Below are 18480 nucleotides of genomic sequence, written 5' to 3'. Positions count from 1 at the left end.
CGCCATGCTAGGCCGGGCCGAAAACATCGTTTTGAACACCAGATAAGCGGAAGAAACACCATGATTCGAGAAGAGACGGCCACCCTGCTTCTTGCCGAACTGCGTAGGCTGAACGTTGCCGTGGAACGGCTGGCTGGCCCGCGCCGGCCATAAACGATTGGAATGCGGCGGATTGTTTCGTCTGGTCGCCGGTCAACTCCTTCCTCCAGCCGGTCTCGCGGCCCAACCGCATCGCGCTGAAGCTCATTCGCGGCGTCGATCATGTGCGCGACATCCTGCATGAAAACACCCTGCGTTTCGCCGATGGTTTTCCGGCCAACAACGTGTTGCTCTGGGGCGCGCGCGGCATGGGCAAATCCTCGCTGGTCAAGGCCGTTCACGAAGATGTGCGCGCCGCAAGCGGTGTTCCCCTGAAGCTGGTCGAGGTACACCGCGAGGATATCCACACCCTGCCCGCTTTGCTCGACATATTGAAGGCCTCCGGTGAACGCGTCATCGTCTTCTGCGACGACCTCTCCTTCGATCACGACGACACGGCCTACAAATCCCTGAAGGCGGCGCTTGACGGCGGCATCGAGGGACGGCCGGACAACGTCCTGTTTTACGCCACCTCCAACCGCCGCCACCTTCTGCCGCGCCACATGATGGAAAACGAGCAGTCGACGGCCATCAACCCCTCGGAAGCGGTGGAAGAGAAAGTCTCGCTCTCGGATCGCTTCGGCCTCTGGCTCGGCTTCCACAAATGCGGACAGGAAGACTATCTGACGATGATCGACAGCTATGCCGCGCATTTCGATCTGGGGCTCGATCGAGAAACCCTTCATCACGAGGCGCTGGAATGGGCGACCACACGCGGCGGCCGCTCCGGCCGCGTCGCCTGGCAATATATTCAGGATGCCGCCGGCCGCCTGAGAAAATCGATCGACCGATAGGCTGCGATCAAAGGGCCCGGAGCGGATTTGTCCCGCAGGGATCAGGCCTCACAGCGCCTCATCCACCCTCAGTCCCGCGCGTCTGACAATCCGCGCGGGAACGCCCACGACGGTGCAGTCGGAGGGAACGTTTTTTATGACAACCGCATTCGCACCCACTTTGGCATTGTCACCCACGACAATGTCTCCCAGCACCTTGGCGCCGGCATTTATCGTAACGTCGTCCCCAATCTTGGGTGCGCCGGTCGAGCTGGTGTAACCGATGCTGACCTGCTGGTTTATCCAGCAATTGGCGCCGATCGACTCGGCCGATATGATCGTTGCAAACCCATGCTGGATGAACAGGCCGGGGCCTATATCGGGGGTGAGAATGTGCAGCGTATTTTCAGGCCGTGCCAGAAACTTGAAAAAACGAGCCCTCGGCAGCCGATAATAAAAAAGGTTGCGAAACTCGGTTGTGCCGGTCAGCAATCTCACCGCATCGAGCATGAGATCACCCCGCTGCGTCGATGACCTCCGAAGAAGTTTTTCGCTCCACGCCTCGATGTCCCGGAAGATCGGGTTTCCGGGTTTTGCCATGAAAAGCAGGACCAGGTGCGGCGTAACGGACAAGGCCGATACTGCAAAACAGATTTTTTTAAAAATGATCACAATAAAATCCTTAAATAATAAAAAGGTAATTTATCGTCTCGAGCGCAACTTGCAACAGAGTATCGATGCCGTGTCTGCGAGACGGCAATTGTTGCTGCTGACGTGAACACGCGTGTCGTTAAGGCTACAGAGGGTGTCGTATTCCCGAACGTCACCTCGCCCGCCACATGGTTTGCTGCAGGCATCCGGCACCATCCCGTCAATTCAGCGAGGTGGAACCGGAAAACCGGCGAAATGCCGGTGATTGCGGCGGCGGACGATCAGGAGGTGGCGGCGTCTTTTCGAAACGCTCCATGTGCTCCCCTTTCCATCCCTGCGCCGAGAGATCGCATGCGAGCCGTCACCGGTTCGTCCGTGCAGTTCGACAATATCCTGCCTGCGGAGGAGCGGGCCGGCATTGATGTTCAAACCCAAGGAGGAGATGGATATGAGCAGGAACAGAGGCGTCGTTTATCTGAAGCCGGGCCAGGTCGAAGTCCGAGACATCGACGACCCGAAGCTGGAGGCGCCGGATGGCCGCCGCATCGAGCACGGTGTCATTCTCAAGGTTATTTCCACGAATATCTGCGGTTCCGACCAGCATATGGTGCGCGGCCGCACCACGGCGATGCCGGGTCTCGTTCTCGGCCACGAAATCACTGGCGAAGTCATTGAAAAAGGCGTCGATGTCGAAATGCTTGATATCGGCGACATCGTCTCCGTGCCCTTCAACGTCGCCTGCGGCCGCTGCCGCTGCTGCAAGTCGCAGGATACCGGCGTCTGCCTGACCGTGAACCCGTCGCGCGCCGGCGGCGCTTACGGTTATGTCGATATGGGCGGCTGGATCGGCGGACAGGCCCGCTATGTCACCATCCCCTATGCCGACTTCAACCTCCTGAAGTTTCCCGACCGCGACAGGGCGATGGCCAAGATCCGCGACCTTACCATGCTGTCAGACATCCTGCCGACCGGCTTCCACGGTGCGGTCAAGGCCGGTGTCGGCGTCGGCTCCACTGTCTATGTCGCGGGTGCCGGCCCGGTTGGTCTCGCGGCTGCCGCCTCGGCCCGTATCCTCGGTGCCGCGGTCGTCATGATCGGCGATTTCAACAAGGATCGCCTTGCGCACGCCGCAAGGGTCGGTTTCGAACCCGTCGATCTCTCCAAGGGAGACCGGCTGGGCGATATGATCGCGCAGATCGTCGGCACCAATGAGGTGGACAGCGCCATCGACGCCGTCGGTTTTGAGGCACGCGGCCATTCCGGCGGCGAACAGCCGGCCATCGTTCTCAACCAGATGATGGAGATCACCCGCGCTGCCGGCTCGATCGGCATTCCCGGCCTTTATGTCACCGAGGATCCGGGTGCGGTCGACGCTGCGGCGAAACAGGGCAGCCTGTCTTTGCGCTTCGGCCTCGGCTGGGCAAAGGCGCAGTCCTTCCATACCGGCCAGACGCCGGTTCTGAAGTATAACCGTCAGCTCATGCAGGCCATCCTGCATGACCGTCTGCCTATTGCCGATATCGTCAACGCCAAGATCATCGCACTCGATGACGCCGTGCAGGGATATGAAAGCTTCGATCAGGGCGCTGCAACCAAGTTCGTTCTCGACCCGCATGGCGATCTGCTGAAGGCCGCCTGAGCCTCCCTCAATCAGATCCTACGACGAAATGCCCGCGACACATACCGTCGCGGGCTTTTTTTGCGACGAGACTATGTCTCCAGCCGGAGATATCAAGCTTCGATTTCAACAAGTGCTTCAAGCTCGGCCTTCGCCTCGGCAGAAAGATAGGGCCTGAACAGGCTGGAAACCTGCTGCAGCCCCCAGTCCAGCTGCTGCGGTCCGAATTCGCTGACGCCTTCCTGCAGGTTGAGATAGGCCGCCCAATAGGTCGAAACGATCCATAGGTTGGTCAGGACCGCATCGTGTTCGCTTTCGGGAATATCCACCAGCCCCGCTTTCTGCATACGGCTGACAATATCACCGACCGCCAGCCGCATGGCAGCACTTATGGTCCTGACCGGCTCCACCAGCGCCGGTGCAAGCGCAACCAGACCGACCAGATCGCGAAACAGAAAGCGGTAACTCCACACCAGAGAGAACCATTGACGCAGAAAGCCGGCATAGGTGGCAGCAGCCCCCTCGCCTGCCCCATCAACGGTTGCGACAAGCACCATCGCATCGGCTTCGAACCGCGCAAACAGCGCGAGGACCAGCAATTCCTTCGTCCGGAAATGATAATAAAGATTGCCCTCGTTGATATCGACCGCAAGGGCGATTTCGGCAGTCGTTACGCGATCAGGCCCGCGATCGTTGAACAGGTCGAGGGCGGCATCCAGAATCCTGTCGCGCGTGCGCCGTTTCCGTGGTGGCTGTGCCTCGTCGCTCTTCATAAAATCCTGCCTCGCCATTGAAACCTAAGGCATGCACCTTAAATACCTAAAATAAGGTATATACCTTAACAGCAAAATCCCGTTGTTCAAACGCGAATTGAAGGAGCTGTCAATGACCGGAACCGGCCTCCACACACCGTCCACATCATCTGCCACAGCAGAACCCCTATCGAAACTCGCCGCCGCGCGTCTGGCAATCTCCCTTGTGCGTAATCCGCTAAAGGCACTGCCACCGGATATTTTCAGCGAACCGGCGGTCTTTACCCGTCTCGGCGGCACAATGCGTGTACACCTCGCCGACCCCGTGCTGATCCACGAAGCCCTGGTCAAGAACGCCCATCTGCTCGGAAAGGGCGAGGATGTGCGCCGGGTGCTCGGCCCCGCGCTTGGGCAGGGTCTCCTGACGGCAGATGGCGACCACTGGAAATGGCAAAGGCAATCCGTATCCGCCGCCTTCCGGCATGAAAAACTGCTGGAGCTGCTGCCGGTCATGATCGAGACGGCGCGGCGCACGGAAACACGCTGGCGCTCCCCTTCCATCGGTGACATCGATATCGGCCATGAAATGATGCGAACCACATTCGACATCATCGTCGAAACCATGATGTCCGGCGGATGCGGCATCGATATCGCGCGTGTCGAACAGAGCATCACCGACTATCTGAGACCGACAGGCTGGACTTTCGCTCTCGCCATGCTGGGTGCGCCGGAATGGCTGCCCCATCCCGGTCGGCGCAAATCCCGCGCCGCCGTCGATTATCTGCGCGCCAGCCTTGCAAAGGTCATCGCCGGGCGGCGAAAGAACCCGACCGGGAGAACCGACCTCGTCTCCATGCTGCTGGAAGCCCGGGATCCGGAAACCGGACGCATGATGAGCGACACGGAAATCATCGACAATCTTCTGACCTTCATCACCGCCGGCCACGAAACGACGGCGCTCGGCCTCGCCTGGACATTCCACCTGCTGTCACAAAACAGCGATGTGGAAACGAGGGTCATCGAAGAAATCGAAGCCGTCACCGCCGGAGAGCCGGTCACAGCAGACCATATCGCCGGGTTGACCTACACCCGGCAGGTGTTTTCTGAGGCAATGCGGCTTTACCCGCCTGCCCCGGTCATCACCCGCACGGCGCTGCAGGATTTCAGGCTCGGCGAGCACGATATTCCGGCCGGAACCGTTCTCTATGTGCCGATCTATGCCGTCCACCGGCACACGTCGCTTTGGGATAAACCCGAACGCTTTGACCCGTCACGTTTTGAGCCCGAAAAGGTCAAGGCGCGCCACCGCTATGCCTACATGCCCTTCGGAGCCGGCCCACGCATCTGCATCGGCAATGCCTTTGCCATGATGGAGGCCGTGGCGATCCTTGCCGTTCTCCTGCAGACGGTTCACCTTGAAAACAGGTCCGCGGCTGCGGCGGAGCCGCTGATGAGAGTGACATTGCGACCGGAAAACCGCCTGATGATGCAGATCAAGCACCGAAAAAACAAATTGCCCACGGCGTGAACCACCGCGGGCAATTTTAATCCTGAAGAAATCCACCTATCACCAAGTGGTGACGATCACAGATCAACGTCGAGGATCGCCATGGAGAAGTTGTACGAACGGTCGCCATCTTCGTCATCGATGTAGACGACGCCGAGAAACTCTTCGCCAAGATAAACTTCGGCAGAATCGTCCTTGCGGGGACGCGCCTTCACAACCATCTTTTCATTGAAGGTGCGCTTGAAATAGGCGTCGAGTTTTTTGATTTCGTCGGCTTTCACCACTATTCTCCTGTGCGGTTCGCGTTGCGCCGCTTTTGGCATGGGACAAAGGCCAAAGTAAAGTGAAAGCGGCACATTGCCCCATGTCTTTCACAGGCCATGGCTTTCATGCGTCGCGTTCCACATGGACGATTAAGACCATATCGGACCCGTCAGATATCGGCTCCGATGACCTGGTCCATCAGGCGCGAGGGTTCCGAACACCCTGCTTCTCCCACCACCCGCGCCGGCACACCGGCAACGGTGGTCTTCGGCGGGACCGGTTTCAGCACCACCGAACCGGCGGCGATGCGCGAGCAGCTGCCGATCTCGATATTGCCGAGGATTTTCGCGCCCGCGCCGATCATCACGCCATTGCCAATCTTCGGATGACGGTCCGCCCCCTCCTTGCCGGTGCCGCCAAGTGTAACGCCGTGCAGGATGGAAACGTTGTCGCCGATCACAGCTGTCTCGCCAACCACGAGCCCGGTGGCATGGTCGAGGAAGATGCCCTTGCCGATGCGTGCAGCCGGATTGATGTCCGTCTGGAAGATGCTCGACGAGCGGCTTTGCAGATAAAGCGCCAGATCCCGGCGGCCCTTCTGCAGCAGCCAATGGGCAAGGCGATGGGTCTGGATGGCCTGAAAACCCTTGAAATAGAGCAGCGGCTCCATGAAGCGCGTGCAGGCCGGGTCGCGATCGTAAACGGCCTGAATATCGACACGCAGCACGCTTCCCCATTCCGGCCAGTCATCCAGCATGTCCTGGAACGTCTGGCGCAGAAGAACGGCCTGCATATCAGGATGATCGAGGAGTTCGCAGATACGATAGATCACACATTCTTCGAGAGACCGGTGATTGAGGATCGTCGAATAAAGGAAGGCGGACAGCAGCGGGTCCTGCGCTGCGGCGCTACGCGCTTCATGCAGCAGGCTGCCCCAGATCGGATCGACGATCGCCAGCTGTTCGGGCTGACGGGCCTCGGTACGTGCGACCATGAATGGTCTCCTCGTTTGCAGTGGTCGTTCTTTATACAGAAAAAGACGTGGATAAGAAATGGGATTCGAATGACGACTTTAAAGACGGCAAGGCTTCAGTTTTTCTGCATGCAGCGTGAAAAAGCGTTTCTTGCCGCCCCCGGTCAAAGGCTGCGGTAAAATTCCAGAACAGCCGCCTTGAACACCCGGTCGCCAACGGCGAGCATGTGGTCACGGCCGGGAATGTCGATCGCCCGCGCATGCGGCATGATCGCCGCAAGTTCGGCCCCCGATCCAGCGATATCGTCACTCGTTCCGACCGCAATCAGCGTCGGGGCATCGATCTTTTCCGCCTGTTCGCGGGTCACGAGAACCCGCGATGTCTCGATACAGGCGGCCAGCGCCAGCCGGTCGCTTTTCGTCTGGTCGGCAAAGGCGCGGAACATGCGGCCGCGCTCATGCGTGACGACATCGAGCGACGGCGCCAGCAGCGCCTCGGCAATCGGATCCCAGTCGCCCACACCTTCCACCATGCCGATGCCTAGCCCGCCGAAAACGAGCGAGCGGACACGCTCCGGATGGGCCATGGCCAGAAAGGCGGAAATGCGCGCACCCATGGAATAACCCATCACATGGGCTTCCGCGATGCCGAGATGATTGAGCAGCGCCACCGCATCACCGGCCATGACGGACGGATAATAGGCTTCCGGATCATGCGGCTTGTCGCTTGCACCATGGCCGCGATTGTCGATGGCGATCACCCGGTAACCCGCATCTCCGAGCGTTTTCAGCCAGCCGGGATGCACCCAGTTGACATTGGCGCTGGAGGCAAAGCCGTGAATCAACAGGACCGGATCGCCCGCCGGATCGCCTTCGTCAAAATAGGCAAGGCGAAGACCGTCATGGGAAAAATCGGAAAATTGCGGCGTGTTGAGATTCATCAAGGACATCCTTTTTGCCGGACCATATGGCAGGAAATCGCAATTTTGAACATGTTTTCCTGACGATTTTTATGGAGATGCAATGCGTTTGAGGCTACATATTCGCAGCAATGAGCCCATGATCGAGGACGATCTGCGGCTTAACCACGATATTGCATTTGGAGACGAACATGGCCGGGCATTCCATTCCCCACTTCCAGAACGATGGCGGACACAGCGTAATCGAGATCGGCGTCAAGGAATTCATGTGCACCGGCGCTTCGGTGCCTTTCGATCATCCCCACATCTTCATCGATATGGGCGACGACAACGAGAAGGTCTGTTCCTACTGCTCCACGCTCTACCGCTACAATCCGTCGCTGAAGGCCGAGCAGACCAATCCTCCGGGCTGCGTCTTCCATGTGAAGGCCGCCTGAGCTTCCACCTCTTCTGATCGGGGCGCATCATGCCCATCACCTCCGTAGCCATTGTCGGTGCCGGTATCGCCGGTCTCACCGCGGCCCTTTCTTTTGCCCGGCACGGCGTCAGCTCCGACATCATCGAACAGGCCGGTGAGCTCACGGAAGTCGGCGCCGGCCTGCAGCTGTCGCCCAATGCCGCCCGCCTCCTCGCCGAACTCGGCGTGATGCCGGAGATCGAGGCACGCTGGACGGAGCCGGTCAGCGTCGATCTTGCATCGGGAAGAACGCTTGCCCCGCTATTATCGCTGCCCATGGGCGCAGTGGCCCGCACGCGCTGGGGCGCACCCTACGGCGTCCTCCACCGCTCGACGCTGCAACGCGCACTTCTCGATGCGGTGACCCGCAATCCACTCTGCCGCCTGCATCTCGGCAAACGTCTGGAAAACGCCACGGCGGATGTCATCGCCTCGATCACCTTCCGCGACCATGACCTGATAGTCGGCGCGGACGGCGTGTGGTCGGCGGCCCGTTTTGCCGTCCCCTCTGCCCCCGTCGCCACCTTCTCCGGCAATGTCGCCTGGCGCTTCACGGTCGCTGCAAAAGATGTGCCTTCCGCCATCAACAAAAGCGCCGTCACCGCCTATCTCGGTTCGGGCGGCCATATCGTTGCTTATCCGCTAAAGGAAGTCGACGGCTTCAACATCGTTGCCATCGCGCTCGGTGCCGATCCCGGCGCGACATGGCGGGCCGAATCGAGCGGGCAGCAGAAAGCCATGCTGCTGGCGCAATTTCGCGACTGGAGCCCGGATATCGTCCGGCTCCTGTCATCGTCGGAAAATCCGACCTTCTGGCCGCTTTATCAGGCCGGTCCCGGGCGCTGGCACAATGGCCGCGATACGGTGCTGATCGGCGATGCCGCCCATGCGATGATGCCCTTTGCGGCACAGGGAGCGGCTATGGCCATCGAGGACGCCTTTGAACTGGCGGGCACGCTTGCCGGAACGACCCTGCCCGTGCCGCAAGCCCTTGCCGCCTTCGAGGCCCTGCGCCTTCCGCGCATAGAAAAGGCCCGCAAGCGGGCCTCTCTCAATCGTTTTGCCTATCACGCCACGGGTCCTGTCCGTCTTGCCCGGGACTTCGTCTTTTCGACACGTCCGACGGAAGCCTTTCTGAAAGACTTCGACTGGCTTTATGGCTACCGCGCCAAGGGCTGAGGTTAGACCCCAGCCGCCGCCGCAAACCCGGCCTCGAGATCCTTCTTGAGGTCGGCGATATCTTCAAGCCCGATCTGCAGACGGATGACCGGACCTTCCGACGGGCCTTTGGCAATCGTCCTGTCGACAAGCGATACGGAAACGGCAAGCGATTCGTATCCACCCCAGGAATAACCGAGCCCGAAGAACGTCAGTGCATCGAGGAATGCCGCAGCCGTCTGCTTGTATTTGCCCTCCTGCGCCTTCAGCACGAAGGAAAACACGCCGCTCGCGCCCTTGAAATCGCGCTTCCAGAGTTCGTGCCCGGCAAAGCTCGGCAAGGCCGGGTGCAGAACGCTGACAACATCGTCGCGGCTTTCCAGCCAGGTGGCGATATCGAGGGCGCTCTCCTGATGGTGCGCCAATCGAATGCCCATGGAGCGCATGCCGCGCAGGATCTGATAGGCGTCATCCGGCGTCACGCAGATGCCGAGATTGGTATTGGCCTGATAAAGCGCCTTCCAGTGCTTCTCATTGGCCGAGACGAACCCCATCAGCACATCGGAATGCCCGGAGGGATATTTGGTGGCGGCGTGGATGGAAACATCGACGCCGAAATCGAGCGGCTTGAAATAGAGCGGCGTCGCCCAGGTATTGTCCATTGTCACGACGCAATCGTGCCTGTGGGCGATCTCGGTGACCAGCCGGACATCCTGTATCTCGAAAGTGTTCGAACCCGGCGCTTCCAGATGCACGAGCTTCGTATTCGGCCGAATGAGCGCCTCGATGCCAGCCCCGATCGCCGGGTCATAATACTCCACGTCCACACCGAGCTTCTTCAGCATCGTGTTGCAGAAGCGGCGCGTGGGAAAATAGACGGAATCAACGACCAGCGCATGATCGCCCGCGCAGAGATAGGCAAGGAAAGGCACGGTGATCGCAGCAAGACCGGATGGTACGAGAATCGTTCCGAACGAACCCTCCAGCTCGTTGACGAGATTGCACAGCGCATCCGTCGTCGGCGTTCCGTGGGTGCCGTAGGTATATTTCTGGTTTTCAGTCGAAAGCGTCTCGGCGTCGGGGAAAAGTACGGTGGAGCCGCGCACGATCGGGGGATTGACGAAACCGAAACAGTCCGCGGGATCGTTGCCGCCGTGGGTCAGGCGCGTATTCACACCTGCGGCGGAAAGCAGGTCATTTTTCTTGGTCATTTCAGATCAGCTTTCGAAGGGATATTGACGCAAGCGACAATGCTAAGAGCGAACGGCAAGGTCAAGTCCCGCAAAGCATCGCCGGCGCGTCGATTGCTGCACGGTAAAGCAGCATACAAGAAGTATACAAAATTCGTGCAAGTGCAAATTTTCGCAAAAATATGCTTATATTTTCACCCTTTGCACACTTCCCGACCAAAATTTGGAAAATTCCGTTTTATAGGCACAATTATTGCCGGCACGTCTTGACCCCGCTGCCAATTGCGATTGTGATAGAAAAAGCGGATCGAAAAGGTCTTGCTGAAGGGGAGCTGGGGTAAAACAAAGATGCCGGTCCCCTTCCATTGACGATAACAAACAAAGGTTGGGAAAAATGAAAAAGGCAATTCTGTCAGCCGCTATCGGCGCAGCAGTTTTGGGAGGAGCCTCGGTCGCTTCGGCTGCGACGCTTCAGGATGTGAAGTCGAAAGGTTTCGTCACCTGCGGCGTGAGCGCGGGCATTCCGGGATTTTCAAATCCCGACGACAAGGGCGAATGGTCCGGTATCGACGTGGACTATTGCCGTGGTATTGCCACAGCGGTTTTCGGTGATCCTTCCAAGGCAAAGTTTGTCGCCCTTTCGAGCAAGGACCGCTTCCCGGCCCTGCAGTCTGGCGAAGTCGACGTTCTGACCCGTAACACCACCTGGACGATCAGCCGCGATACATCGCTCGGCTTCAACTTCCGCACCGTCAACTATTATGACGGCCAGGGCTTCATCGCCAAGAAGGGCCTCAACGTGAAGTCCGCGCTTGAGCTTTCCGGCGCCGCCGTCTGCGTTCAGACCGGCACGACCACCGAACTCAATCTCGCCGACTACTTCAAGACCAACAATCTTCAGTACAACCCGGTCGTTTTCGAAAAGGAAGCCGACGCAACCTCCGCCTATGATTCCGGCCGTTGCGACGTCTACACCACCGACCAGTCGGGTCTTTACGCCATCCGCCTCAAGCTGAAGAACCCGGACGACAACATCGTTCTGCCTGAAGTCATCTCCAAGGAGCCCCTTGGACCGGCCGTTCGCCAGGGTGACGACCAGTGGTTCGACATCGTGACCTGGGTTCACTACGCCATGGTCAATGCCGAAGAACTGGGCATCACCTCCAAAAACGTTGATGAACAGAAGACCAGCGCCAACCCGGATATCAAGCGTCTGCTCGGCACCGAAGAAGGCACCAAGATCGGTACCGACCTCGGCGTGACCAACGACTGGGCTTACAACATCGTCAAGCTGGTGGGTAACTACGGCGAAGTCTTCGACCGCAACGTCGGTGCCGGCTCGCCGCTGAAGATCGAGCGTGGCCAGAACGCGCTCTGGACCAAGGGCGGCCTGCAATACGCACCGCCGGTCCGTTGATCGACCCCATCCTCGGCTAGATCATGCAGGGAGGCTGGGCAACGCCCAGCCTCCATTTGAAATTATATAAATAAGCTCGCAAAGAGCATATAAAAGGGAAAGGTGCCTATGGCAGGCAACGCGGTCAGTTCGCAACGATCGCGCGCGCAAAGCGCGTCGTCACTTATCTATGATCCACGCATACGCGGCATATTCTATCAGGTTCTGACAGTCGTCATCCTGACCGCTTTCGTCTGGGTCATCGTGACGAACACGATCACCAATCTTCAACGGGCAAATATCTCATCCGGCTTCGGCTTCCTCAACGGAAGAGCCGGTTTCGATATCGGCCAGTCGCTCATCGCCTATACCAGCGATGCGACCTATGGCCGGGCGCTGCTCGTTGGCATTCTCAACACGATCCAGGTCGCATTTTTCGGCATCATCGCCGCCTCGATCATCGGTTTCATCGTCGGTATCGCGAGACTTTCGAGCAACTGGCTGATCTCGAAGCTCGCGCAGGCCTATGTGGAAATCTTCCGCAACATCCCGCCCCTGCTTGTCATCTTCTTCTGGTACAAGGGCGTCATTTCCGTCCTGCCGCAGGCGCGCGATTCTCTGGAATTTCCGCTCGGAAGCTACCTCAACAATCGCGGTTTCTTCTTTCCGAAGCCCCTCTGGGGCGAAGGCACGTGGCTCATTCCGCTTGCCTTCCTGGTAGCCATCGTCATCAGTTTCTTCGTTTACCGCTGGGCAAAGGCGAGGCAGGAAAAAACCGGCCAGCAGTTCCGCACCGGAATAACGGTCACGCTTCTCATCATCGGCCTGCCGCTCGCGACATTCCTCGCGCTTGGCTCACCGCTGACATTCGACTATCCGATTGCCGGGCGGTTCAACCTCTCGGGCGGCGCGGTCGTCGCACCTGAATTCATGTCGCTGTTTCTGGCGCTCTCCTTCTACACCGCCTCCTTCATCGCCGAGATCGTTCGCGGCGGCATCAAGGCCGTGGCAAAGGGGCAGACCGAGGCAGCGGAAGCACTGGGCCTTCGCCAAAGCACGACGACACGTCTGATCGTCGTTCCGCAGGCAATGCGCATCATCATTCCGCCGCTGACGAGCCAATATCTCAACCTGACCAAGAACTCCTCGCTGGCGGTCGCTGTCGGTTTCGCCGACATCGTCTCCATCGGTGGCACGATCCTGAACCAGACGGGACAGGCGGTTGAAGTCGTTGCGATCTGGCTGGTCATCTATCTCTCGCTGTCCCTGCTCACGGCCGTGGTCATGAACTGGTTCAATGCGAAAATGGCCCTGGTGGAGAGATAATCGATGACGATCAGCAATCACGCTTTCGTGCGACACACCATTGAGGATGCCAAACCCGCGCCGTCGAGCGCGGTCGGCATCGGCCATTGGCTTCGCACCAAACTCTTCGCCACGCCGAAGGACACCGTCCTCACGGTTATTGCCATCGCGTTCCTTGCCTATCTTCTGCCGCCAGTCATCGACTGGCTGTTCATAGATGCGGTGTGGACCGGCAGCGATCGCATCGCCTGCCTGACCGCCTCCCAGGGCGGTGCGCTTCCGGACGGCCAGTCCGGCGCGTGCTGGGCTTTCGTTTCGGCCAAGCTCGGGCAATTCGTCTTCGGTCGCTACCCGCTCGACGAGCGCTGGCGTCCGATCCTCGTGATGGTGACATTCGCCATCCTGCTCGTGCCCATGCTCATCCCGAAGGCACCGTTCAAGCGTCTGAATGCGCTGGCGCTTTTTATCATCCTGCCCTTCATTGCGTTTTTCCTGCTCATCGGCGGCGTCTTCGGCTTGCCTAAGGTGGAAACGCAGCTCTGGGGCGGCCTGATGGTGACCCTCATCCTGTCGTTCTTCGGGATCACGGTCTCCCTGCCCTTTGGCATTCTTCTGGCACTCGGCAGACGGTCAAACCTGCCGGTCATCAAGATGCTCTGCGTGCTTTTCATCGAAGTCATCAGAGGCATTCCGCTGATTACCGTCCTGTTCTTCGCCAGCATCATGCTGCCGCTGTTCCTGCCCGACGGCTGGACCTTCGACAAGTTCCTGCGCGCGCTGGTCGGTGTGTCGCTGTTCTCCTCGGCCTATATGGCGGAGGTGATCCGCGGCGGCCTGCAGGCCATTCCGAAGGGACAATATGAAGGGGCGGATTCGCTTGGCCTGAACTACTGGCAGAAGACGCGGCTGATCGTGCTGCCGCAGGCGCTGAAGCTGGTCATTCCGGGCATCGTCAACACCTTCATCGGGCTTTTCAAGGACACGTCGCTGGTCTCGATCATCGGCATGTTCGACCTGCTCGGCATTGTCACACTCAACCAATCGGATGCGAACTGGGCGACACCCGTCACGGCCATGACTGGCTATATTTTCGCAGGCTTCGTATTCTGGATATTCTGCTTCGGCATGTCGCGTTATTCGCTGTTCATGGAACGGCACCTCGACACCGGGCATAAACGATAAGGGACGCTCAAATGGCAGAAACCCAAGCAAAAAAACTGACCGTTTCGGCTACGGACGTGGCAATCGAAATCGTCGGCATGAACAAGTGGTACGGCGACTTCCACGTGCTGCGCGATATTAACCTGAAGGTGATGAAGGGCGAGCGCATCGTCATCGCCGGCCCTTCGGGTTCCGGCAAGTCGACCATGATCCGCTGCATCAACCGGCTGGAGGAACATCAGTCGGGGCTGATCAACGTCGATGGTATCGAACTCACCAACGACCTGAAAAAGATCGACGAGGTGCGGCGCGAGGTTGGCATGGTGTTCCAGCACTTCAACCTGTTCCCGCATCTGACGATCCTCGAGAACTGCACTCTGGCGCCGATCTGGGTTCGCAAGACACCCAAGAAGGAAGCCGAGGAAATCGCGATGCACTATCTGAAGCGCGTCAAGATTCCCGAGCAGGCCCACAAATACCCCGGCCAGCTCTCCGGCGGCCAGCAGCAGCGCGTGGCGATCGCCCGCTCGCTTTGCATGAAGCCGAAGATCATGCTGTTCGACGAACCGACATCAGCGCTCGACCCTGAAATGGTCAAGGAAGTGCTCGATACCATGGTCGGCCTTGCCGAAGACGGCATGACGATGCTGTGCGTGACCCACGAAATGGGCTTCGCCCGCCAGGTCGCCAACCGCGTCATTTTCATGGACCAGGGCCAGATCGTCGAACAGAATTCGCCCGCCGAATTCTTCGACAATCCCCAGCACGAGCGCACCAGGCTGTTCCTCAGCCAGATCCTGCACTAAGAACTGCGCGATCACCAAAGCATCATCCAGCGGGGCCTTTTCGGCCCCGTTTTTTTATGGTGGCAAACAATTCTCCACACTCGACGTCATCCTCGCCCCTGAGGCGAGGATCCACTTCTTCCCCGCTCATGGATCCTCGCCTCAAGGGCGAGGATGACGGGCCGAGGGGTGGTTTAATTTGCCCTGGTTTCTCACCTTCCCAGCGAAGCAACAGCCACACCGAGTCGTCGTTCCACATTACTTCCCTTCCGTCAAAACGGTGAAACCATCAACTCCGCCAACCATTTAACCATCTGTTACGAAACAGGAATCCTTGTTTTGCAGGGCTTGTAGCGGCCCATGTCATTTTTTTGTCAAATCATGCATTTTTCCGCTTGCAGACCTTCGGGAGCCTGACTATAAGGGCGCCACACCACAAGCGCACGCGCCCTTCGTCTATCGGTTAGGACGTCAGATTTTCATTCTGAAAAGAGGGGTTCGACTCCCCTAGGGCGTGCCACTTGCCTTCCTGTTTCCCCTTCAAGATATGCAATGACGCGATTTGTCACGATCGTTCTTCGATCGAGCATCCGCAAATTTTCCATCGCGACGATGACGACGCTGGAACCGATTGCCGGCAGGTACGTTAAAATGCTGTCCCCCCGATGGAAGGCGAGCCGGGCGAAATGCCAATGGGCAAATTATACGGCTTGCCTTTCCCTCCTCCCCGATTTCCGTGTTGCCAAACCAGCGATCAATTGAAGCCAGCTAAGGCTTCAGTAATCGTGCACTTCATTTGACCAAGCCAAAAACCGCTCCAAATCACTCAGCGATAGAGCCGTTATTTCAAAGCTTTGGCCTCTCCCATCACGGTTTTCCACAGCCCTTCCGCTCCGCGTAAAAAAACTCGTCATGAAGCGAAAAAAATCGATTTTTCCGCTTGCGGACCACCGGGAGCCTGACTATAAGGGCGCCACACCACAAGCGCACGCGCCCTTCGTCTATCGGTTAGGACGTCAGATTTTCATTCTGAAAAGAGGGGTTCGACTCCCCTAGGGCGTGCCACTTTCTTCTCTCATAAAATCATCATTCTACATAAAGTTCCTCACGCGATACATGAGAATGAAGACGCGCATCGTTGCCGTTCGTCCGTCCGCTTTTTCCCTGAAATTGAAGCTCGATCCGCAGCCCTTCAGGGCGCGAAAGCCGCGTCCAGAACCCGCAGCTGCACACGCCTCTGGCCCTGCCAGAGATCGGCGCCCACCGTGCCCGCGACATGGATGGACCTGCCGCGCGCATTCAGCAGCATCTGCCCCAAAGGGGCCTCTGCGGCGCGAAATGCTATGCCGTCCAGCCGCGAGCCGTCCATGGCCTCGAGCGTGATCTTGACGTGGGCGGTGCCGACCAGGCGCACATCGCGCAGCCTGTGGGCTGGCACGGCAAAGATCGGCTGGGAATGGCCGGAGCCATAAGGACCTGCCTGCTCCAGCTGATCGACCAGCTGCAATGTCGCGCCGGACGCGCCGATCGCGCCGTCGATCTTCAGCACGCTGCTTTCCACCAGTTCGCTCACCGTCTTGAGGGCGGCCTCCTCGAAGAAAGCCCGGAGCTTGCCGAGATTGGCGCGCTCCACCGTCAGGCCGGCCGCCATGGCGTGACCGCCGCCCTTGACCAGCAGTCCCGCATCCACGGCAGCCCGCACCATCCGGCCCATATCGAAACCGTTGATCGAGCGGCCGGAACCCGTGCCCTTGCCGGAGGGATCAAAAGCAATTGCAAAAGCCGGACGGCGGAAACGGTCCTTCAGCCGCGAAGCGAGCAGGCCGACAATACCCGGATGCCAGTTTTCCCGGGCGGTGACGATGACACCAGCACCAGAACCGTCACCATATTCGAACAGGGCCTCCGCTTCTGCTTCCGCCAGCATCGCGGCTTCCATGGCCTGCCGCTCGCGGTTCAGCTCATCCAGCCTCTCGGCGATGACTTCAGCCTGTGACGGGTCTTCTATGGTCAGGAGGCGGCTGCCGAGCGCGGCATCGCCGATGCGGCCGCCGGCATTGATGCGTGGCCCGATCAGGAACCCGAAATGATAGGGCGTCACCGGCCCGCCCAGCCCTGCCTTCTTGAACAGCGCCGCCAGCCCCGCATTGTTCATATGGCGTGCCGCAATCAGCCCCTTCACCACATAGGCGCGGTTCAGCCCCTTTAGCGGCACCACATCGCAAACGGTCGCAAGTGCGACGATATCCAACAGCGATAGCAGATCGAGCGTGAAGGCCTGCCGGTTGCGCCTGTCTTTCAGCAGCCTGAGGGTAGCAACCAGCACCAGAAACACCACGCCAGCAGCGCAGAGATGCCCCTGCCCCGAAAGATCGTCCTCCCGGTTGGGATTGACCAGCGCGACTGCCGGCGGCAGTTCCGAGCCAACCTGATGGTGATCGATCACCACCACATCGGTGCCCGCATCCTTCGCCGCCTGCAGCGATTCATGGCTGGTGGAACCGCAATCGACGGTAACGATCAGGGTGGCGCCATTGGCGGCAAGCTGCTGCATCGCCGCCGGGTTCGGCCCGTAGCCTTCAAAAATCCGGTCAGGAATGTAGATTTCCGATGTGAGCCCGAAATGCGCAAGAAAACGGTACATCAAGGCGGAAGAAGCAGCGCCGTCGACATCGTAATCGCCAAAGATCGCCACTTTTTCGCCGGTCTCGATGGCGCGCACCAGCCTTTCGGCCGCCTTTTCGCAATCAGTCAGCATATGCGGATCGGGCATCAGGGAACGGATCGTGGGATCAAGGAATGTCAGCGCGTCATCGACGCCCACCCCGCGCCCGGCCAGCACCCGTGCAATCAGTTCGGGAATGGCATGGACCTGTGACATGGCCAGCGCACGGTTCTGTCCGGCCTGATCCAGCCGTGAAACCCAGCGCTGTTCTGTCGCCGACCGCTCCACGCTCAGAAATGCGCGGGCCACGGTATCGGCCGGCTCCATCATTGCCATCCTGTCCATCGTCCTGTCGTGTGCGTGCGCATCCGCGCCTTTTCTTACACCGGGCTAAATGGCGATGGCGGGTTTTTCAAGCAAAAACGCCTGTGCAGGGTTTTACACCGAAAAAATCGAGAAGAACGGGCTGACGATCGATACCGCGCCGACCAGCAGCAGCAGTGAAAACACCGCAAGCGAACACCAGTTGCGCTCATAGTCGGCAATATCGAATTCCATGCTTCGAATATTGTCATTGGCATTGTGAGGCCGTGCCCGATGATGGGCGGCCAGAACGCCTTCGCGCTTGTTGTCCTTGAAAAGGATAATCGATGTCACGGCCACGCCTCCCTCGCTTGGTGAACATGATTAACCATAGAGGCGAATCGCGTTGCATTCCAGTGAGTTTGGAGAGGCTCGCACAAATTTTATAGGCGTTACCGGTTCAA

16 protein-coding genes, 2 tRNA genes and 1 pseudogene are annotated in these 18480 nt (G+C 58.9%); 11 read left to right on the top strand and 8 right to left on the bottom strand.

Annotation, left to right across the window (positions count from 1 at the left end; all coding sequences use genetic code 11):
• Nucleotides 1–60 precede the first annotated feature (60 nt).
• A pseudogene (locus G3A56_RS03275) lies at nucleotides 61–932 on the top strand (ATP-binding protein).
• Nucleotides 933–980: 48 nt separating this feature from the next.
• On the opposite strand, the gene G3A56_RS03270 reads toward G3A56_RS03275, so the two are convergent.
• On the bottom strand, nucleotides 981–1511 hold the full coding sequence (locus tag G3A56_RS03270) for a serine O-acetyltransferase (protein WP_082184285.1): 531 nt from the start codon (nucleotides 1509–1511) through the stop codon (nucleotides 981–983).
• Nucleotides 1512–2010: 499 nt separating this feature from the next.
• Between G3A56_RS03270 and fdhA the strand changes: the two genes are divergently transcribed.
• Nucleotides 2011–3201 (top strand): formaldehyde dehydrogenase, glutathione-independent, encoded by a 1191-nt coding sequence (gene fdhA / locus G3A56_RS03265; protein ID WP_082184686.1) that lies wholly within the window; start codon nucleotides 2011–2013, stop codon nucleotides 3199–3201.
• Nucleotides 3202–3293: 92 nt separating this feature from the next.
• Here the strand turns inward: fdhA and G3A56_RS03260 are convergent, their stop codons facing one another.
• The gene (locus G3A56_RS03260; protein ID WP_082184287.1) at nucleotides 3294–3953 is read right to left on the bottom strand and encodes a TetR/AcrR family transcriptional regulator; all 660 of its coding nucleotides are present in this window, start codon (nucleotides 3951–3953) and stop codon (nucleotides 3294–3296) included.
• A gap of 112 nt (nucleotides 3954–4065) precedes the next feature.
• Here G3A56_RS03260 and G3A56_RS03255 point away from each other — a divergent pair, with 112 nt between their 5' ends.
• Complete coding sequence (locus G3A56_RS03255) at nucleotides 4066–5460, top strand: cytochrome P450 (protein WP_164056167.1); 1395 nt, start codon at nucleotides 4066–4068, stop codon at nucleotides 5458–5460.
• A 56-nt stretch (nucleotides 5461–5516) separates the two neighbouring features.
• Here the strand turns inward: G3A56_RS03255 and G3A56_RS03250 are convergent, their stop codons facing one another.
• The 3 genes from G3A56_RS03250 to G3A56_RS03240 form a co-directional block, all read right to left on the bottom strand.
• Entirely contained in the window at nucleotides 5517–5720 is a 204-nt protein-coding gene (locus G3A56_RS03250; RefSeq protein ID WP_003515356.1) for a DUF3126 family protein, read from the bottom strand.
• 152 nt (nucleotides 5721–5872) lie between these two features.
• The gene (gene cysE, locus G3A56_RS03245; protein ID WP_082184288.1) at nucleotides 5873–6697 is read right to left on the bottom strand and encodes a serine O-acetyltransferase; all 825 of its coding nucleotides are present in this window, start codon (nucleotides 6695–6697) and stop codon (nucleotides 5873–5875) included.
• 143 nt (nucleotides 6698–6840) lie between these two features.
• Nucleotides 6841–7617, bottom strand: a complete 777-nt coding sequence (locus G3A56_RS03240) for an alpha/beta fold hydrolase (protein WP_003495893.1) — start codon at nucleotides 7615–7617, stop codon at nucleotides 6841–6843.
• A gap of 170 nt (nucleotides 7618–7787) precedes the next feature.
• Between G3A56_RS03240 and G3A56_RS03235 the strand changes: the two genes are divergently transcribed.
• Together G3A56_RS03235 and G3A56_RS03230 are read left to right on the top strand one after the other, a co-directional pair.
• The gene (locus tag G3A56_RS03235; RefSeq protein WP_003495891.1) at nucleotides 7788–8033 is read left to right on the top strand and encodes a zinc-finger domain-containing protein; all 246 of its coding nucleotides are present in this window, start codon (nucleotides 7788–7790) and stop codon (nucleotides 8031–8033) included.
• Nucleotides 8034–8062: 29 nt separating this feature from the next.
• The gene (locus G3A56_RS03230) at nucleotides 8063–9232 is read left to right on the top strand and encodes an FAD-dependent monooxygenase (protein ID WP_082184289.1); all 1170 of its coding nucleotides are present in this window, start codon (nucleotides 8063–8065) and stop codon (nucleotides 9230–9232) included.
• 2 nt (nucleotides 9233–9234) lie between these two features.
• Here G3A56_RS03230 and G3A56_RS03225 read toward each other — a convergent pair whose 3' ends face one another.
• Nucleotides 9235–10422 carry a cystathionine beta-lyase gene (locus tag G3A56_RS03225; protein ID WP_082184290.1) on the bottom strand — a complete coding sequence of 396 codons (1188 nt, stop codon included), beginning with the start codon at nucleotides 10420–10422 and terminating at the stop codon, nucleotides 9235–9237.
• A gap of 373 nt (nucleotides 10423–10795) precedes the next feature.
• Between G3A56_RS03225 and G3A56_RS03220 the strand changes: the two genes are divergently transcribed.
• The 6 genes from G3A56_RS03220 (at nucleotide 10796) to G3A56_RS03195 (ending at nucleotide 16113) form a co-directional block, all read left to right on the top strand.
• On the top strand, nucleotides 10796–11818 hold the full coding sequence (locus G3A56_RS03220; protein ID WP_003495880.1) for an amino acid ABC transporter substrate-binding protein: 1023 nt from the start codon (nucleotides 10796–10798) through the stop codon (nucleotides 11816–11818).
• Between the two features lie 108 nt (nucleotides 11819–11926).
• Complete coding sequence (locus G3A56_RS03215; RefSeq protein WP_003495878.1) at nucleotides 11927–13123, top strand: amino acid ABC transporter permease; 1197 nt, start codon at nucleotides 11927–11929, stop codon at nucleotides 13121–13123.
• Nucleotides 13124–13126: 3 nt separating this feature from the next.
• Complete coding sequence (locus G3A56_RS03210; RefSeq protein WP_082184291.1) at nucleotides 13127–14284, top strand: amino acid ABC transporter permease; 1158 nt, start codon at nucleotides 13127–13129, stop codon at nucleotides 14282–14284.
• An 11-nt stretch (nucleotides 14285–14295) separates the two neighbouring features.
• Entirely contained in the window at nucleotides 14296–15069 is a 774-nt protein-coding gene (locus G3A56_RS03205; protein ID WP_003495874.1) for an amino acid ABC transporter ATP-binding protein, read from the top strand.
• A 424-nt stretch (nucleotides 15070–15493) separates the two neighbouring features.
• Nucleotides 15494–15568 (top strand) — tRNA-Glu (locus G3A56_RS03200).
• A gap of 470 nt (nucleotides 15569–16038) precedes the next feature.
• Nucleotides 16039–16113 (top strand) — tRNA-Glu (locus tag G3A56_RS03195).
• A 127-nt stretch (nucleotides 16114–16240) separates the two neighbouring features.
• Here the strand turns inward: G3A56_RS03195 and recJ are convergent.
• Together recJ and G3A56_RS03185 are read right to left on the bottom strand one after the other, a co-directional pair.
• Nucleotides 16241–18049 (bottom strand): single-stranded-DNA-specific exonuclease RecJ, encoded by a 1809-nt coding sequence (recJ, locus tag G3A56_RS03190; protein WP_082184688.1) that lies wholly within the window; start codon nucleotides 18047–18049, stop codon nucleotides 16241–16243.
• Between the two features lie 102 nt (nucleotides 18050–18151).
• Entirely contained in the window at nucleotides 18152–18376 is a 225-nt protein-coding gene (locus tag G3A56_RS03185) for a hypothetical protein (protein ID WP_003495870.1), read from the bottom strand.
• Nucleotides 18377–18480: the final 104 nt, after the last annotated feature.

The sequence above is a fragment of the Rhizobium oryzihabitans genome, assembly GCF_010669145.1.
In the GTDB taxonomy this organism is placed as follows: Bacteria; Pseudomonadota; Alphaproteobacteria; order Rhizobiales; family Rhizobiaceae; genus Agrobacterium; species Agrobacterium oryzihabitans.
This window is presented reverse-complemented; position numbering and strand designations above follow the sequence as displayed.

Coding starts and splice junctions, on each gene's coding strand:
- G3A56_RS03270 (WP_082184285.1), bottom strand. CDS start 1,511: ATGGCAAAACCCGGAAACCCGATCTTCCGGGACATCGAGGCGTGGAGC.
- fdhA (WP_082184686.1), top strand. CDS start 2,011: ATGAGCAGGAACAGAGGCGTCGTTTATCTGAAGCCGGGCCAGGTCGAA.
- G3A56_RS03260 (WP_082184287.1), bottom strand. CDS start 3,953: ATGAAGAGCGACGAGGCACAGCCACCACGGAAACGGCGCACGCGCGAC.
- G3A56_RS03255 (WP_164056167.1), top strand. CDS start 4,066: ATGACCGGAACCGGCCTCCACACACCGTCCACATCATCTGCCACAGCA.
- cysE (WP_082184288.1), bottom strand. CDS start 6,697: ATGGTCGCACGTACCGAGGCCCGTCAGCCCGAACAGCTGGCGATCGTC.
- G3A56_RS03240 (WP_003495893.1), bottom strand. CDS start 7,617: ATGAATCTCAACACGCCGCAATTTTCCGATTTTTCCCATGACGGTCTT.
- G3A56_RS03235 (WP_003495891.1), top strand. CDS start 7,788: ATGGCCGGGCATTCCATTCCCCACTTCCAGAACGATGGCGGACACAGC.
- G3A56_RS03230 (WP_082184289.1), top strand. CDS start 8,063: ATGCCCATCACCTCCGTAGCCATTGTCGGTGCCGGTATCGCCGGTCTC.
- G3A56_RS03225 (WP_082184290.1), bottom strand. CDS start 10,422: ATGACCAAGAAAAATGACCTGCTTTCCGCCGCAGGTGTGAATACGCGC.
- G3A56_RS03220 (WP_003495880.1), top strand. CDS start 10,796: ATGAAAAAGGCAATTCTGTCAGCCGCTATCGGCGCAGCAGTTTTGGGA.
- G3A56_RS03215 (WP_003495878.1), top strand. CDS start 11,927: ATGGCAGGCAACGCGGTCAGTTCGCAACGATCGCGCGCGCAAAGCGCG.
- G3A56_RS03210 (WP_082184291.1), top strand. CDS start 13,127: ATGACGATCAGCAATCACGCTTTCGTGCGACACACCATTGAGGATGCC.
- G3A56_RS03205 (WP_003495874.1), top strand. CDS start 14,296: ATGGCAGAAACCCAAGCAAAAAAACTGACCGTTTCGGCTACGGACGTG.
- recJ (WP_082184688.1), bottom strand. CDS start 18,049: ATGGCAATGATGGAGCCGGCCGATACCGTGGCCCGCGCATTTCTGAGC.